Below are 14,284 nucleotides of genomic sequence, written 5' to 3'. Positions count from 1 at the left end.
GGGCGGTCCGCGTTTGTGCGGGTCCGCGCGTACAACCTTCCTCCTGGTCGACGCGTCGAATGTGCCGTAGATCCACGCACATGTCCGATGGAGGACCTTTGAGAAAGATCCTGGCCGTGGTCGGCACGGCCGTCGCGCTCTCCATGTCCACGCTGGTGGTCGCGCCCGGCGCGCAGGCGGCCGAGACGGACCTCCGGTCGTTCGCGTGGAGCGCCGAGAAGGACGGCCGGATCCATGTGCTCTACGAGCACTGGGAGCGGAACTCCCTGCCGTCCGACGTCACCGTCCGGATCCGGGCGAAGGGCAGTGACGCGGTGCTCGCCACGCTCGGCCTCAACGACGCCGACAGCTGCCCCACCGCGTACGACTGCCTGGAGCAGCAGTTCTGGACCGACCCGGTCGAGCTGCCCTCGATGGGCGTGTACGCCATCGACCTCGTGGTCAAGGCCGGCACGGCGGGCGAACTCGTCGACCGGGACAACGGTGAGCTGAACTACGGCCTCGACCCGAAGCTGACCGCCACCGCCGACCGTCGGACCGTTTCGTACGACCACCGCGTGGTCACGGTGAACGGCACTCTCGTCGCGCAGGACCCGAACACGCGCGAGGTCAAGCCGTTCACAGGAGCCTCGATCTACTCCCGCTACATGCTGCGGGACCAGCCGCTGAAGACGGTCGACAAGGCGGGACGTTTCTCCCTTCCCTTCGAGTTCAGCGGTTACGAGGCCGACGAGCGGATCAACGTCTGGTTCCAGGAGAACAGCGCGTCGTTCCCGGTGTCGGTCCAGCGGCAGCCGCTGAAACTGACGGTGGACACCCCCGCCGGGTCGGTCACGGCCCCGTCGGGCAGCGACGTCCCCGTGCGCGGCAGGGTGACCCGTACGGCCGACGACGGCACCGAGAAGCCGGCCGGCGGCGTCGGCGTCGTGGTCGGCGGCCTGCCCGTCACCAGCACCAAGGAGGACGGCACCTTCGCGGGCGCCTTCCCCGCCGCGAAGAACGGTACGACGCGCGTCGGCGTCGGCCAGGAGCCGTGGTTCGCGGGCGCCTCCCCGTACGACTTCCAGCTCACGACGGCCGCCACGAGCACCTTCTCGGCGGTCGAGGCCGCTGTGGACAAGTACCGGAAGGTCACCTTCAGCGGCAAGCTGGGCGTCACCTCGGGCTCGTACCCCGCCGGGACGACCGGACAGGTCTCCATCGACCACTCCACGGACGGCCAGAACTGGTCGAGCGTCGGCCGGTTCACGGCCGTGTACGGAGCCACGTTCCACCAGACCGCTCCCACGAAGGGGGGGACCGGCAGCTACTGGCGCCTGCGTCACCTCGCCGCCCCGGGCGTGGAGAGCCGCGTGTACCACCTCGGCCGCGCGTACACCGAGATCCGGAAGGACAGCGTCGCCCCCGAGGGCATCCGCAAGGGCACGAGGCTGACGGCCAAGGGCACGCTGATGCAGAAGTCCGGCACCACCTGGAAGGCGTACGCGGGCCGGAAGGTCCGCGTCTACTTCAAGGCCGCCACGCCCGGCGCGGCCTGGAAGGAGCTGGGCACCGCCACGACCCTCACGAACGGCACGTTCAGCAAGCAGTTCACGGTGTCGCAGAACGGCACCTGGCAGATGCGCCACGTCGACACGGTGAAGACGCACTACGCGTCGAGCGGCCGTGAGATCCCCGTCACCATCCGCTGACTTCGCAGGTCTCCGGCGCCCGCGGCCCCCGGTGTGACGCCGGGGGCCGCGGCCGTTCGCGACCGCCCTACGGGAGGTTGCGGGCCATGACGATGCGCTGGACCTGATTCGTGCCTTCGTAGATCTGCGTGATCTTGGCGTCGCGCATCATGCGCTCCACCGGGTAGTCGCGCGTGTAGCCGTAGCCGCCGAGGAGTTGGACCGCGTCCGTCGTGATCTCCATGGCCGCGTCCGACGCGTAGCACTTGGCCGCCGCGCCGAAGAAGGTCAGGTCCTCCTTCGCGGAGCCCGCCGTGACCCGCTCCGACCTGGCCGCCGCCGCGTAGGTGAGCTGACGGGCGGCCTCCAGCTTCATGGCCATGTCGGCGAGCATGAACTGGACGCCCTGGAAGTCGCCGATCGGCTTGCCGAACTGCTTGCGCTCCTGGACATAGCCCTTGGCGTAGTCGAGCGCGCCCTGGGCGATGCCGAGGGCCTGGGCCGCGATGGTGATGCGGGTGTGGTCGAGGGTCTGCATCGCGGTGGCGAAGCCGGTGCCCTCCGCGCCGAGCAGACGGTCGGCCGGGATGCGGACGTTGTCGAGGTAGACCTCGCGCGTCGGTGAGCCCTTGATGCCGAGCTTCTTCTCCGGGGCGCCGAACGAGACGCCCTCGTCGGCCTTCTCGACGACGAACGCGGAGATGCCCTTCGTCCGCTTGTCCGGGTCGGTGACGGCCATGACCGTGTAGTAGTCGGAGACGCCCGCGTTGGTGATCCAGCGCTTCACGCCGTTGAGGACGTAGTGGTCGCCGTCCCGTACGGCCTTGGTCTTCATGCCGCCCGCGTCGGAGCCCGCGTCCGGCTCGGAGAGGCAGTACGAGAACATCGCGTCGCCCTGGGCCAGCGGGCGCAGGTACTTCTTCTTCAACTCCTCGCTCCCGGCGAGGATCACGGGCAGCGAGCCCAGCTTGTTCACGGCCGGGATGAGGGAGGAGGAGGCGCAGACCCGGGCGACCTCCTCGATGACGATCACGGTGGCGAGCGCGTCGGCGCCGGCGCCGCCGTACTCCTCGGGGACGTGGACGGCGTGCAGGTCCGACGCGACCAGCGCGTCCAGCGCCTCCTGCGGGAAGCGGGCCTCTTCGTCCACCGCCGCGGCGAACGGCGCGATCTTGGCCTCGGAGAGCGCGCGCACGGTGTCGCGGAGCATGTCGTGCTCTTCGGACGGGCGGTACAGGTCGAAATCAGCTGATCCGGCCACTGTCTCTCACTCCCCATGATGCTAACTACCGTTAAGTAACCCAATTTTAGTCGGCGGTGACGGTGCAGGTACAGGTGAGTTTGCCGACAGCGTCCCCGGAGATTCCCCGGAGGGAGACCGGAGAGCCCCCGGAGGGAGATGTGCCCCTGCGGGGCGTCTCCGACGCGCGGCTATGCTCGGGCCCGCACCTGCCCGTCTCTCCTTGGAGCACCCACATGGCCCTCAAGATCACCGTGATCGGCACCGGCTATCTCGGCGCCACCCACGCCGCGGCCATGGCGGAGCTGGGCTTCGAGGTCCTCGGGCTCGACGTGGTGCCGGAGAAGATCGAGCTGCTCTCCACGGGCCGCGTCCCGATGTACGAACCCGGCCTTGAGGAGCTGCTGCGCAAGCATGTCGCCGGGATCGAGGGGTCGACGGGGCGGCTGCGGTTCACCATGGACTGGGCGGAGGTCGCGGACTTCGGCGATGTGCACTTCGTCTGTGTGAACACCCCCCAGAAGCACGGCGAGTACGCGTGCGACATGAGTTACGTTGACGCCGCGGTCGAGAGCCTGGCCAAGCATCTGAGCCGGCCCGCACTGGTCGTCGGCAAGTCCACGGTGCCCGTCGGCAGCGCGGACCGGCTCGCGGCGCGGATCGCCGAGGTGGCGCCGGCGGGGCGCGAGGTGACGCTGGCCTGGAACCCGGAGTTCCTGCGCGAGGGCTTCGCCGTACAGGACACGCTGCACCCGGACCGGATCGTGATCGGTGTCCGCGGTACCGGCGGCGCGGACGGTGCGGGCGGCGCGGACGGTACGAGTGTCACCGAGGCCGAGCGGACGCTGCGCGAGGTGTACGCGACGCCGATCGCCGAGGGCTCGCCCCTCGTGGTGACCGACTTCCCGACCGCCGAGCTGGTGAAGACCTCCGCCAACTCCTTCCTGGCGACGAAGATCTCGTTCATCAACGCGATGGCCGAGGTCTGCGAGGCGGCCGGCGGCGATGTCGTGAAGCTGGCGGAGGCGCTGGGGTACGACGACCGCATCGGGAAGAAGTTCCTGCGCGCGGGCATCGGCTTCGGCGGCGGCTGCCTGCCCAAGGACATCCGGGCGTTCATGGCGCGGGCGGGCGAACTGGGCGCGGACCAGGCGCTGACGTTCCTGCGCGAGGTCGACTCGATCAACATGCGGCGGCGCGGCCACATGGTGGAGCTGGCGCGGGAGGCGGTGGGCGGCGACTCGTCGTTCCTGGGCAAGCGGGTCGCCGTGCTCGGCGCGACGTTCAAGCCGGACTCGGACGACGTACGGGACTCCCCCGCGCTCAATGTCGCGGGCCAGATCCACCTCCAGGGCGGCCAGGTCACGGTCTACGACCCGAAGGGCATGGCCAACGCCAAGCGGCTGTTCCCGACGCTGGGTTACGCGGAGTCGGCGCTGGACGCGGTGCGCGGCGCGGATGTCGTGCTGCATCTGACGGAGTGGCGCGAGTTCCGCGAGCTGGACCCGGCGGTCCTGGGCGCGGCGGCGACGCGCCGGCTGATCCTGGACGGCCGCAACGCGCTGGACCCGGAGCGGTGGCGCGCGGCGGGGTGGACGTACCGCGCGATGGGGCGCCCGCGCGCCTGAGCGGGCGGCCCGCGTCGGTGTGCCCGCCCCTCGGCGGCGGGCCGGTGCCGCCCCTGGGCATCACCCGGGGCTCAGGGGGGCGTTGCGCCGCCGTCCGTCAGCCGGGCCCGGTACGCGCGCATCTTGGCGCGGGCTCCGCAGACCGACATCGAGCACCAGCGGCCGCGGCCGGCCGGGCTGCGGTCGTAGAACGCCCACTGGCAGTCCTCCGCCTCGCACGCCTTGAGCCGGTGCCAGGTCCCGTCGGCGGACGCCTCCGCGATGGCCGCCGCGACGCGGGACAGCAGGGCGTCGGGCGCGGCGGCGGGGCGGAGCGCCGCCCCGCCGGCGGGGTCGACGGCGACCCGGAGCGGCGCCTCGGCGAGCAGTCCGTCCAGGGCCGCGGTGGAGCGGCCCCGGGGGTGTACTCCCGCGTGCGCCAGGCAGGCGGTGCGCAGGGCCTCGCGGAGCGCGCGGGCCGCCGGGACCTCGTGCTCCGCGAGGCCGAAGGCGGCGCGGCCCTCCGCCGTGCCGAGCCGGTCGGCGCCCGTCTCGATGTCCAGGGAGTTGACCAGGGACTGGACCAGGGCGAGCCCTCCGGGGGCGGGCGGGCGGTCATTCATGGTTGCGACGTTACCTCCGATACGGGACCATGCAGTAACGGTTACCTCTTGAGGTCGCCTAGCAGTAACCATCCATCGAGGAGGAGCGAACACCATGGCCATCGCCACGCTCGGCACCGTCGTCCTGGACTGCCCCGACCCGGTCGCGCTCGCCCGCTTCTACGCCCAGGTGCTGGGAGGTGAGGTCGAAGAGGTCCAGGAGGGCAACGACAGGTGGGTCGACCTGACGGGCTTCCCCGGCACGCCGCTCGCCTTCCAGGCCGCGCCCGGCTTCGTACCGCCCGCGTGGCCCGCGGCGGAGGGGTCGCAGCAGTTCCATCTCGACCTGACGGTGCCCGACCTGGACGCGGCGGAGCGGGAGGTGCTGGCGCTGGGCGCCGTACCGCTCGACACGGAGGACCGGAGCCGGTCCTTCCGGGTCTACGCGGACCCGGCCGGGCATCCGTTCTGCCTCTGCGCCGGCTGACGAGGCACCCGTACGCCGGACACCGCTGCCCGGGTACGCGGACGGGCGCCTCCCCCTGTTCCGGGGAAGGCGCCCGTCCGTACGGGTGGGCCCGGCCTCAGCCGTCCAGGTCCGTGATCGTCGCCTGCGACGGCGGCCGCTCCGCGCGCAGCGTCCGCGAGACGTCCTCCGCCGCCCGCAGCACCCGGACCGCGTTGCCCCAGGTCACCTTCGAGACGTCCGCCGTCGACCACTTCCGGGCCAGCAGCTCCGCGATCAGGTTCGGGTAGCCCGCGACATCCTCCAGGCCCCGCGGAGTGAACGCCGTGCCGTCGAAGTCGCCGCCGATGCCGATGTGGTCGACGCCCGCGGCCTCGCGCATGTGGTCGAGGTGGTCCGCGACCGTGGCGACCGTCGCGACCGGGCGCGGGTGCGCCGCCTCGAAGTCCTCGTGGACCCGCATCGCGTCGGCGGTCGTGTCGAGCGGGTGCAGGCCGTGCGCCAGCATGTTCGCGTCGGCCTCCCGCGTCCACGCCACCGCCGCCGGGAGGATGAACTTCGGTACGAACGTGGCCATCGCGACGCCGCCGTTGGCGGGCAGCCGCTCCAGGACGTCGTCCGGGATGTTGCGCGGGTGGTCGCAGATCGCCCGCGCCGACGAGTGCGAGAAGATCACCGGCGCCGCCGTCGTGTCGAGCGCGTCGCGCATCGTCGTGGCGGCCACGTGGGAGAGGTCGACCAGCATGCCGACGCGGTTCATCTCGTGGACCACCTCGCGGCCGAAGGCCGAGAGACCGCCCACCGACGGGGCGTCCGTGGCGGAGTCCGCCCAGCGCACGTTGTCGTTGTGCGTGAGCGTCATGTACCGGACGCCCAGGGTGTGCAGGGCGCGCAGGGTGGCGAGGGAGTTGTTGATGGAGTGGCCGCCCTCGGCGCCCATCAGCGACGCGATCCTGCCCTGCCGGCGCGCGCCCTCCATCTCATCCGCCGTCAGCGCGCGGACCAGGTGGTCGGGGTAGCGGGCGAGAAGCCGGCCGACCACGTCGATCTGCTCCAGGGTCGCGCTGACCGCGTCGTCGCCGGCCATGTCGGACCGTACGTAGACGGACCAGAACTGGCCGCCGACACCACCGCGCCGCAGCCGGGGCAGGTCGGTGTGGAGGTGCCCCGACAGGTCCCCGGCGATGTCGAGGCGGTCCAGGTCGTACCGGACGTTCTCGCGCAGCGCCCACGGCAGGTCGTTGTGGCCGTCGACGACCGGGGCGTCGGCCAGCAGCGCGCGGGCCGCCGCCAGGTGGTCCGGCTCCACGGCCGGAACGGGCGCGGTCACTTTCCGAACCCGAAGTGCTCCGAGCCCTCGACCTTGGCGCGCAGCCGCTTGCCCTTCTCCGACGCCTGGTCGTTCAGCTCCTGCTGGAACTCACGCATCCGGCCCTGGAGTTCCGGGTCGTGCGCCGCGAGGATCCGGGCGGCCAGCAGGCCCGCGTTGCGCGCGCCGCCCACCGAGACCGTCGCGACCGGGACGCCCGCCGGCATCTGAACGATGGAGAGCAGCGAGTCCATACCGTCCAGGTACTTCAGGGGTACGGGGACGCCGATCACCGGCAGCGGGCTCACCGAGGCCAGCATGCCCGGCAGATGGGCCGCGCCGCCCGCGCCCGCGATGATCGCCTTGAGGCCGCGGCCCGCCGCGTCCTCGCCGTACGAGATCATCTCGCGCGGCATGCGGTGCGCGGAGACGACGTCCACCTCGTACGGGATCTCGAACTCGTGGAGGGCCTTGGCCGCCGCTTCCATGACGGGCCAGTCCGAGTCGGAACCCATGACGATGCCTACGACAGGTGGAGTCATTCCGTGATCGTTCCTCTGAGGTAGCCGGCTGCGTGACGGGCGCGCTCCAGCACGTCGTCCAGATCGTCGCCGTAGGTGTTGACATGCCCCACCTTGCGGCCGGGCTTCACGTCCTTGCCATACATGTGGATCTTGAGCTGGGGGTCCCGGGCCATGCAGTGCAGATACGCCGCGTACATGTCGGGGTAGTCGCCGCCCAGGACGTTGCACATCACCGTCCAGGGCGCGCGCGGGCGCGGATCGCCCAGCGGCAGGTCCAGAACGGCCCGCAGGTGGTTGGCGAACTGCGAGGTGATCGCGCCGTCCTGCGTCCAGTGCCCGGAGTTGTGGGGGCGCATCGCCAGCTCGTTGACGAGGATGCCGGGCGTGCCGTCCTCGGACCTGACCTCGAAGAGCTCGACGGCGAGATGGCCGACCACGCCGAGCTCGGCGGCTATGCGCAGGGCGAGGCGCTGGGCCTCGCCCGACAGCTCCTCCGAGAGGCCGGGCGCGGGCGCGACGACCGTGTCGCAGACGCCGTCGACCTGCCGGGACTCGACCACGGGGTAGGCCACGGCCTGGCCGTGCGGCGAGCGGACCACGTTGGCCGCCAGCTCCCGTACGAAGTCGACCTTCTCCTCGGCGAGGACCGGGACCCCGGCGCGGAAGGGCTCCTCGGCGTCCGCCTCGGACCGTACGAGCCAGACGCCCTTGCCGTCGTACCCGCCGCGCACCGTCTTGAGGATGACGGGGAAGCCGCCCGCCTCGGCGGCGAAGGCCGCGGCGTCGGCCGGGTCGGCCACGATCCGGTGGCGCGGGCAGGGCGCGCCCAGCTCCGTGAGCCGCGCGCGCATGACGCCCTTGTCGTGGGCGTGCAGCAGCGCCTCCGGGCCTGGTCTGACGGGGATGCCGTCCGCCTCCAGGGCGCGCAGGTGCTCGACGGGGACATGTTCGTGATCGAACGTGATCACGTCACAGCCGCGCGCGAAGTCACGCAGCGTGTCCAGGTCGCGATAGTCGCCCACGACGACCTCGCTCACCACCTGGGCCGCCGAGTCCTGGGGGGTGTCACTGAGGAGCTTGAATCTGAGGCCGAGGGGGATGCCCGCCTCGTGGGTCATACGGGCGAGCTGACCGCCGCCGACCATGCCGACTACCGGGAACGTCACGCACCTAGCGTAGCCGCCGCCCGCCCCGGCCCGCCCACTTGTCCACAGGCACCCCACCTCCGGGCATCGGCGGGCACCGCGCCGGGCACTGCCGGACGCCGCCGGGCTGTGGACGGAGGGGCGGGCTCCGGGGGCGCTGGTTAGCATGGTCCGACCGGCGGTGCCGATCACGGGCACCGCACGCCAATACCGCATGCCGACACCAATTACCGCACACCAATACCGCGCACCGATACCGCACACCGAAACCGAAACCGAAACCGACCGGACGGGGCTGAACGGGCAGATGAGCGAAGAGGGCGCACTCCGCGTGCGACTGGGCCGGCTCGTGCGCGAGGTGGCCAAGTTCGGGGCGGTGGGCGGCGTGGGCCTGCTGGTCAACCTGCTGGTCTTCAACCTCGTACGGCACACCACGGAGCTGCCCGTGGTCCGGGCCAGCATCCTCGCCACGGTCGTCGCGATCGCCTGCAACTACGTCGGGTTCCGGTACTTCACCTACCGGGACCGCGACAAGAGCCGCCGCACCCGCGAGCTGACGCTCTTCCTGCTGTTCAGCGTCGTCGGGCTGGTGATCGAGAACGGGGTGCTGTACGCGGCGACGTACGGCTTCGGCTGGGACACCCCGCTCCAGAGCAACGTGTTCAAGTTCCTCGGCATCGGGATAGCCACGCTGTTCCGCTTCTGGTCGTATCGCACCTGGGTCTTCAGGGCCCTGCCCGCCTCCGGCGACGCGGAGCAGCCGGAGTCGGAGCCGGCCGGCATCCGCTGACCTGGGGGCTTTCGTGCGTCGGTGCGCCGGTGCGTCGGTGCGTCGGTGCGTCGGTGCGTCCGGGTGCTCGCGGCGCCGTCGGCCGCGTCAGCGGACCGGGCGGTCCGGGTCCTTCGTCGCCTTGCGGGTACGGGCCTCCCGGCTGAGGAAGAGCGCGAAGACCGGCGGCTGCTGCTGGAGCAGCTCCAGCCGTCCGCCGTCCGCCTCCGCGAGGTCACGGGCGACGGCGAGGCCGATCCCGGTGGAGTTCCGGCCGCTGATGGTCCGCTCGAAGATCCGCGCCCCGAGGTCCGCCGGTACGCCCGGCCCCTCGTCCGTCACCTCGATCACCGCCTGGTTGCCGGTGACGCGGGTGCGCAGCGCGACCGTACCGCCGCCGTGCATCAGCGAGTTCTCGATCAGCGCCGCGAGCACCTGGGCGACCGCGCCCGGCGTGGCGACCGCCCGCATGCCGTGCCGCCCCGAGCAGACGATGGCGCGCCCCGCGCTGCGGTAGGCGGGCCGCCACTCCTCGATCTGCTGCTTGACGACCTCGTCGAGATCGAAGGCGACGGCCGAGCCCGTCCGGGGGTCGCGCGCGTTGGTCAGGAGCCGTTCCACCACGTCGGTGAGCCGCTCGACCTGCGTCAGCGCGATCATGGCCTCCTCCTTGACCGTGTCCAGATCGTCGGTGGCGGAGATCTCCTCCAGCCGCATGGACAGGGCGGTCAGGGGCGTACGGAGCTGGTGCGAGGCGTCCGCGGCGAGCCGGCGCTCGGCGGTGAGCATCCGCGCGATCCGCTCGGCGCTGGAGTCCAGGACATCGGCGACCCGGTCCAGCTCGGGCACCGCGTACCGCTTGTGGCGGGGGCGCGGGTCGCCCGAGCCGAGGCGCTCCGCCGTCTCCGCCAGATCGGTGAGCGGTGAGGCCAGCCGGTTCGCCTGGCGTACGGCGAGCAGCACGGCGGCGACGACGGCGAGCAGCGCCACCGCGCCGATGATCAGCAGCGTACGGCCGACCTCGCGGGTGACGGAGGAGCGCGCCTCCTCGACGATGACGGTCTCGCCCTCCTCGCCCTCCGCCTTCGCGCGGATGACACTGCCGGTGGGGCGCGTACCGATCTCGACGTCCGCGCGGCCGGGGATCTCGATCCGCGCGTACCGCGTCTGATCGATCTGTTCGGAGAGGATCCTGGCCGTGATGCGGTCGCCGCCGATCAGCCGGCTGTCGACGATGCTGACCAGCCGCAGCGCCTCGGAGTCCACGCTCTCCTGGGCGCTGTTGCTGATCGTGCGGGTCTCGACGATGACGAGCGACACCCCGAAGACGGCGATGACGACAAGCACCACGGCGAGCGTGGAGTTGATCAGACGACGGCGCACGGTGCCCTCCGGGCATCAGCTCTCAGTACTTCAGCTCTTCTCGAAGCGGAAGCCGACGCCCCGTACCGTCGCGATGTACCTCGGGTTCGCCGCGTCGTCGCCGAGCTTCTTGCGCAGCCAGGAGATGTGCATGTCGAGCGTCTTGGTGGACGACCACCAGGTGGTGTCCCAGACCTCGCGCATCAGCTGGTCGCGGGTGACGACCCGGCCCGCGTCCCGGACCAGGACGCGCAGCAGGTCGAACTCCTTGGCCGTGAGCTGCAGTTCCTCGTCGCCCATCCAGGCCCGGTGCGACTCGACGTCGATCCGCACGCCGTGGGTGGCCGGGGCCGGCACGGGGTCCGCGGCACCGCGCCGCAGCAGCGCCCGGACCCGCGCCAGCAGCTCCGCCAGCCGGAACGGCTTGGTGACGTAGTCGTCGGCGCCGGCGTCCAGGCCGACGACGGTGTCCACCTCGTCGGCGCGGGCGGTCAGCACCAGGATCGGGACGGTGTGGCCTTCGGCGCGCAGTCTGCGGGCGACTTCGAGGCCGTCCATGCCGGGCAGCCCCAGATCGAGGACGACGAGGTCGACGCCGCCCTGGAGTCCGGCGTCCAGCGCGGTCGGACCGTCCTCACGGACCTCGACCTCGTATCCCTCCCGGCGCAGGGCGCGGGCCAGCGGCTCCGAGATGGAAGCGTCGTCCTCGGCGAGCAGTACACGGGTCATGGGGTGATGGTAGACCGCGAAGGGTGCCGGTCGGGAAGTGCTCGGCGACCGTCACGGGGGCGCGGCGGGGCGCCCGGTGGGGCGTCCGGCGGGCCGTGGACGAGCCGCGGAGGGAGTCCGGACGGGGTCCGGTGTGACGCCTGCGGCTCAGTGGTTCGATCGGATGATCAGCCTTCGAATATAAGCGTTTGGTTCCATGAAAACCTGTGATCCATCTCTCAGACCCTTCCATAGGGTGCTCTATCGTGCCGTATGGTGTTGAGACGCCTGTAGTACCACCCGGGGACCTTTGGCCTGCTGAGCGCCGAAGGTCCTTTTTCTGTGCAGACCCCCCACGAAGGATCGACCATGGCGTCCAGCCTGACGAAGGAATCGCCCGATTCGCCCGGCGCACCCGCCGGACCGGAGAAGACCTTCTTCGGCCACCCCCGCGGACTGGCCACCCTCTTCATGACCGAGATGTGGGAGCGTTTCAGCTTCTACGGCATGAGGGCACTGCTCACGATCTATCTGCTCTCCGGCGGACCCGATGCCTCGAAGGGGCTTCAGGGCGGCGGCCTCGCGATGGACCTGGCCACGACCACGGCCATCTACTCCATCTACCTGTCGATGGTCTATCTGCTGGCGCTGCCCGGCGGCTGGCTGGGGGACAGGGTCTGGGGCCCGCGCAAGACCGTCACGATCGCGGCCTGCACGATCATGCTGGGCCACCTCACGCTCGCCCTGCCGGGCTCGGGGACCTTCTTCGCCGGTCTGGCGCTGGTGGCGCTCGGCTCGGGCCTGCTGAAGGCCAACATCTCGACGATGGTCGGCCATCTCTACGACGGCCCGAACGACCCGCGCCGCGACGGCGGGTTCACCGTCTTCTACATGGGCATCAACATCGGCGCCTTCTTCGCCCCGCTGATCATCGGCACCGTGGGCGAGAAGTACAGCTGGCACCTCGGCTTCGCGCTCGCCGCGGTCGGCATGGCCATCGGCCTGGCCGCCTTCCTGCTCGGTACGAAGCACCTCAGCCCGCAGAGCAGCCGGGTCCCCACCCCGCTCTCCCGCGAGGAGCGTGCCGCCTGGCTGCGCAAGGGCCTGACCTGGCTGCTGATCGCGGCCGTCTTCTACGGGGCCGTCGTCCTCAGCGGCCACTTCACGCTCAACTGGGCGATGGTCCCGCTGACCCTGGCGGGCCTGGCCATCCCGGCCGCCGTGCTGATCAGGATCAAGCGCGACAAGGAACTGTCGGCGACCGAGCAGACCAAGATGTCCGGGTACATCTGGTTCTTCGTGGCCGCCGCCGTCTTCTGGATGATCTACGACCAGGGCGGCTCGACGGTCCAGGCGTTCGGCACGACGAAGGCCGCCGACTCGCTCTTCGGGCTGTCCTTCCCGACCTCCTGGTACCAGTCGCTGAACCCCGTCTTCATCATGGCGCTGGCGCCGGTCATCGCCTGGTTCTGGCTGTGGCTCAACCGCAGGGGCCAGGAGCCCAGCACGGTCGTGAAGTTCGCCGCCGGACTGTTCTTCATCGGCGTCTCGTTCTTCTTCTTCCTGCTCCCGCTCTTCATGGCGGACGGGGGGACGCTGGTCAGCCCGATGTGGCTGGTGGGCATCTATCTGATCCAGACCGTCGGTGAGCTGTGCGTGTCGCCGGTGGGCCTGTCGGTGACGACGAAGATGGCGCCGGCGAAGTACGCGAGCCAGATGATGGGCGTCTGGTTCCTGGCGGTGACGGCGGGCGACTCGGTGACCGGGCTGCTCTCCATCGGCGGCGTCGATCTGAGCCGTACGGGCGTGGTGGCCCTGGAGGCGCTGCTCGCCACGGCGGCGGGGATCGCGGTCTTCATGTACCGGCGGAAGGTCAGGGCACTGATGGGCGACATCCACTGAACCGCTGAACCACTGAGCCGCTGAGTCACCGGACCACCGGGCCAGGGCCGCGAGCCGGTTCCGTACGGGGATACGGGACGCGTCGGCACGGGCGTACGGGAAGGGGCGCCGCACCGGTCATCCGGTCGCGGCGCCCCTTCGCGTACGTACGGCCTACGTACGACCTACGCGCGTCACGCCGGAGCGGACAGCTCCGCCCAGACGGTCTTGCCCACCGCGCCCGGCGTCCTGGCGACGCCCCAGTCGAGGCAGAGCCGCTGCACGATAAACATGCCGTGGCCCCCGGGTCGCCCCGCGCGATGCGGGGTGCGCGGCGCCGGCTGGCCCGTGCCCAGGTCGCTGACCTCCAGCCGCAGCACCTTCGCGGTGTACGCGACGCGCAGCCCCTCGGGGCCGCCGGCGTGCAGGCAGGCGTTGGTGACCAGTTCGGAGACGACCAGGAGGACGTCCTCCGCGGCGGCGCGGCGGTCGGCGGTCGCGGCCGGGAGCCAGCCCCAGTCGTGGAGCGCCTGGCGGGTGAAGTCACGCGCGAGCGGGACAACACCGCTGGCGCCGGCCAGTACGAGCGTTCGCACCCGCGCGTCGGACGCCACGGGGGGATGCCCCGACCGGTCCGACTCGGGGCCGAGGTCGCCCGGCGGCGGCTGCCGGGTGGTGCTCATCAGCGCTTCACCTCACCGATTCACCAATGCGTGAGTTCATCAATGCGACTTCAATACAACTTCAGTGCAGCTTCAGTACAACTTCAATACGGCTTCATCAATTGTGCGAGCCAGGATCCCGCGGGGCCTGCCCGGGGTCTTCTGCCCCTCCGAATCGTGACAACACCCACTTCATCGATCGGGCGTCGTGACACAGGCAACACAGAGGCCTCCGCTGCCACGACAAGGCGGAAAAGAGGCCATGAAAGGGGTCGGATCCGATCGACGGCGGAGGCGGCGCCAGGAGCATCGCCGGGACCGGGTCCGGGGCACAGGCCG

At 71.0% G+C, this 14,284-nt stretch carries 13 protein-coding genes; 5 read left to right on the top strand and 8 right to left on the bottom strand.

The features are described from left to right. The first annotated feature begins 98 nt into the window (after window positions 1-98). Window positions 99-1,691, top strand: a complete 1,593-nt coding sequence (locus tag ACFTZC_RS27360) for a hypothetical protein (protein ID WP_382894105.1) — start codon at window positions 99-101, stop codon at window positions 1,689-1,691. Between the two features lie 67 nt (window positions 1,692-1,758). On the opposite strand, the gene ACFTZC_RS27355 is transcribed toward ACFTZC_RS27360, so the two are convergent. After that, entirely contained in the window at window positions 1,759-2,931 is a 1,173-nt protein-coding gene (locus tag ACFTZC_RS27355) for an acyl-CoA dehydrogenase (protein WP_382894103.1), read from the bottom strand. 215 nt (window positions 2,932-3,146) lie between these two features. On the opposite strand from ACFTZC_RS27355, the gene ACFTZC_RS27350 reads away from it, so the two are divergent. Beyond that, window positions 3,147-4,538, top strand: a complete 1,392-nt coding sequence (locus tag ACFTZC_RS27350; protein ID WP_382894101.1) for a UDP-glucose dehydrogenase family protein — start codon at window positions 3,147-3,149, stop codon at window positions 4,536-4,538. A gap of 71 nt (window positions 4,539-4,609) precedes the next feature. Here ACFTZC_RS27350 and ACFTZC_RS27345 read toward each other — a convergent pair whose 3' ends face one another. Beyond that, window positions 4,610-5,140: a CGNR zinc finger domain-containing protein gene (locus tag ACFTZC_RS27345; protein WP_382894099.1), complete on the bottom strand. Its 531-nt coding sequence runs from the start codon at window positions 5,138-5,140 to the stop codon at window positions 4,610-4,612. A 94-nt stretch (window positions 5,141-5,234) separates the two neighbouring features. Here ACFTZC_RS27345 and ACFTZC_RS27340 point away from each other — a divergent pair, with 94 nt between their 5' ends. Next, complete coding sequence (locus ACFTZC_RS27340) at window positions 5,235-5,606, top strand: VOC family protein (RefSeq protein ID WP_382894098.1); 372 nt, start codon at window positions 5,235-5,237, stop codon at window positions 5,604-5,606. A 97-nt stretch (window positions 5,607-5,703) separates the two neighbouring features. On the opposite strand, the gene ACFTZC_RS27335 is transcribed toward ACFTZC_RS27340, so the two are convergent. From ACFTZC_RS27335 to ACFTZC_RS27325, 3 genes are read right to left on the bottom strand one after another with little or no spacing between them, the layout of a single operon-like run. After that, on the bottom strand, window positions 5,704-6,915 hold the full coding sequence (locus ACFTZC_RS27335; protein ID WP_382894097.1) for a dipeptidase: 1,212 nt from the start codon (window positions 6,913-6,915) through the stop codon (window positions 5,704-5,706). Continuing rightward, on the bottom strand, window positions 6,912-7,436 hold the full coding sequence (gene purE / locus ACFTZC_RS27330) for a 5-(carboxyamino)imidazole ribonucleotide mutase (protein WP_382894095.1): 525 nt from the start codon (window positions 7,434-7,436) through the stop codon (window positions 6,912-6,914). Before purE ends, ACFTZC_RS27335 begins: the two co-directional genes overlap by 4 nt. Next, a complete protein-coding gene (locus tag ACFTZC_RS27325; RefSeq protein ID WP_382894166.1) occupies window positions 7,433-8,563 on the bottom strand; it encodes a 5-(carboxyamino)imidazole ribonucleotide synthase in 1,131 nt (376 codons plus the stop codon). Before ACFTZC_RS27325 ends, purE begins: the two co-directional genes overlap by 4 nt. Window positions 8,564-8,870: 307 nt before the next feature. On the opposite strand from ACFTZC_RS27325, the gene ACFTZC_RS27320 reads away from it, so the two are divergent. Then, window positions 8,871-9,353: a GtrA family protein gene (locus ACFTZC_RS27320; RefSeq protein ID WP_382894093.1), complete on the top strand. Its 483-nt coding sequence runs from the start codon at window positions 8,871-8,873 to the stop codon at window positions 9,351-9,353. A gap of 87 nt (window positions 9,354-9,440) precedes the next feature. Here the strand turns inward: ACFTZC_RS27320 and ACFTZC_RS27315 are convergent, their stop codons facing one another. Next, window positions 9,441-10,715 (bottom strand): ATP-binding protein, encoded by a 1,275-nt coding sequence (locus ACFTZC_RS27315; RefSeq protein WP_382894091.1) that lies wholly within the window; start codon window positions 10,713-10,715, stop codon window positions 9,441-9,443. A gap of 30 nt (window positions 10,716-10,745) precedes the next feature. Next, window positions 10,746-11,423, bottom strand: coding sequence for a response regulator transcription factor (locus ACFTZC_RS27310; protein ID WP_365808391.1), 678 nt, complete (start codon window positions 11,421-11,423; stop codon window positions 10,746-10,748). Between the two features lie 348 nt (window positions 11,424-11,771). Here ACFTZC_RS27310 and ACFTZC_RS27305 point away from each other — a divergent pair, with 348 nt between their 5' ends. Next, window positions 11,772-13,304 carry a peptide MFS transporter gene (locus ACFTZC_RS27305; RefSeq protein WP_382894088.1) on the top strand — a complete coding sequence of 511 codons (1,533 nt, stop codon included), beginning with the start codon at window positions 11,772-11,774 and terminating at the stop codon, window positions 13,302-13,304. A gap of 173 nt (window positions 13,305-13,477) precedes the next feature. On the opposite strand, the gene ACFTZC_RS27300 is transcribed toward ACFTZC_RS27305, so the two are convergent. After that, the gene (locus tag ACFTZC_RS27300) at window positions 13,478-13,966 is read right to left on the bottom strand and encodes an ATP-binding protein (RefSeq protein WP_382894087.1); all 489 of its coding nucleotides are present in this window, start codon (window positions 13,964-13,966) and stop codon (window positions 13,478-13,480) included. Between the last annotated feature and the right edge of the window lie 318 nt (window positions 13,967-14,284).

This window comes from Streptomyces sp. NPDC056987 (assembly GCF_042673865.1).
In the GTDB taxonomy this organism is placed as follows: domain Bacteria; phylum Actinomycetota; class Actinomycetes; order Streptomycetales; family Streptomycetaceae; genus Streptomyces.
Note: the sequence above shows the minus strand (reverse complement) of the source record. Positions and strands in the feature narration are given on the sequence as shown.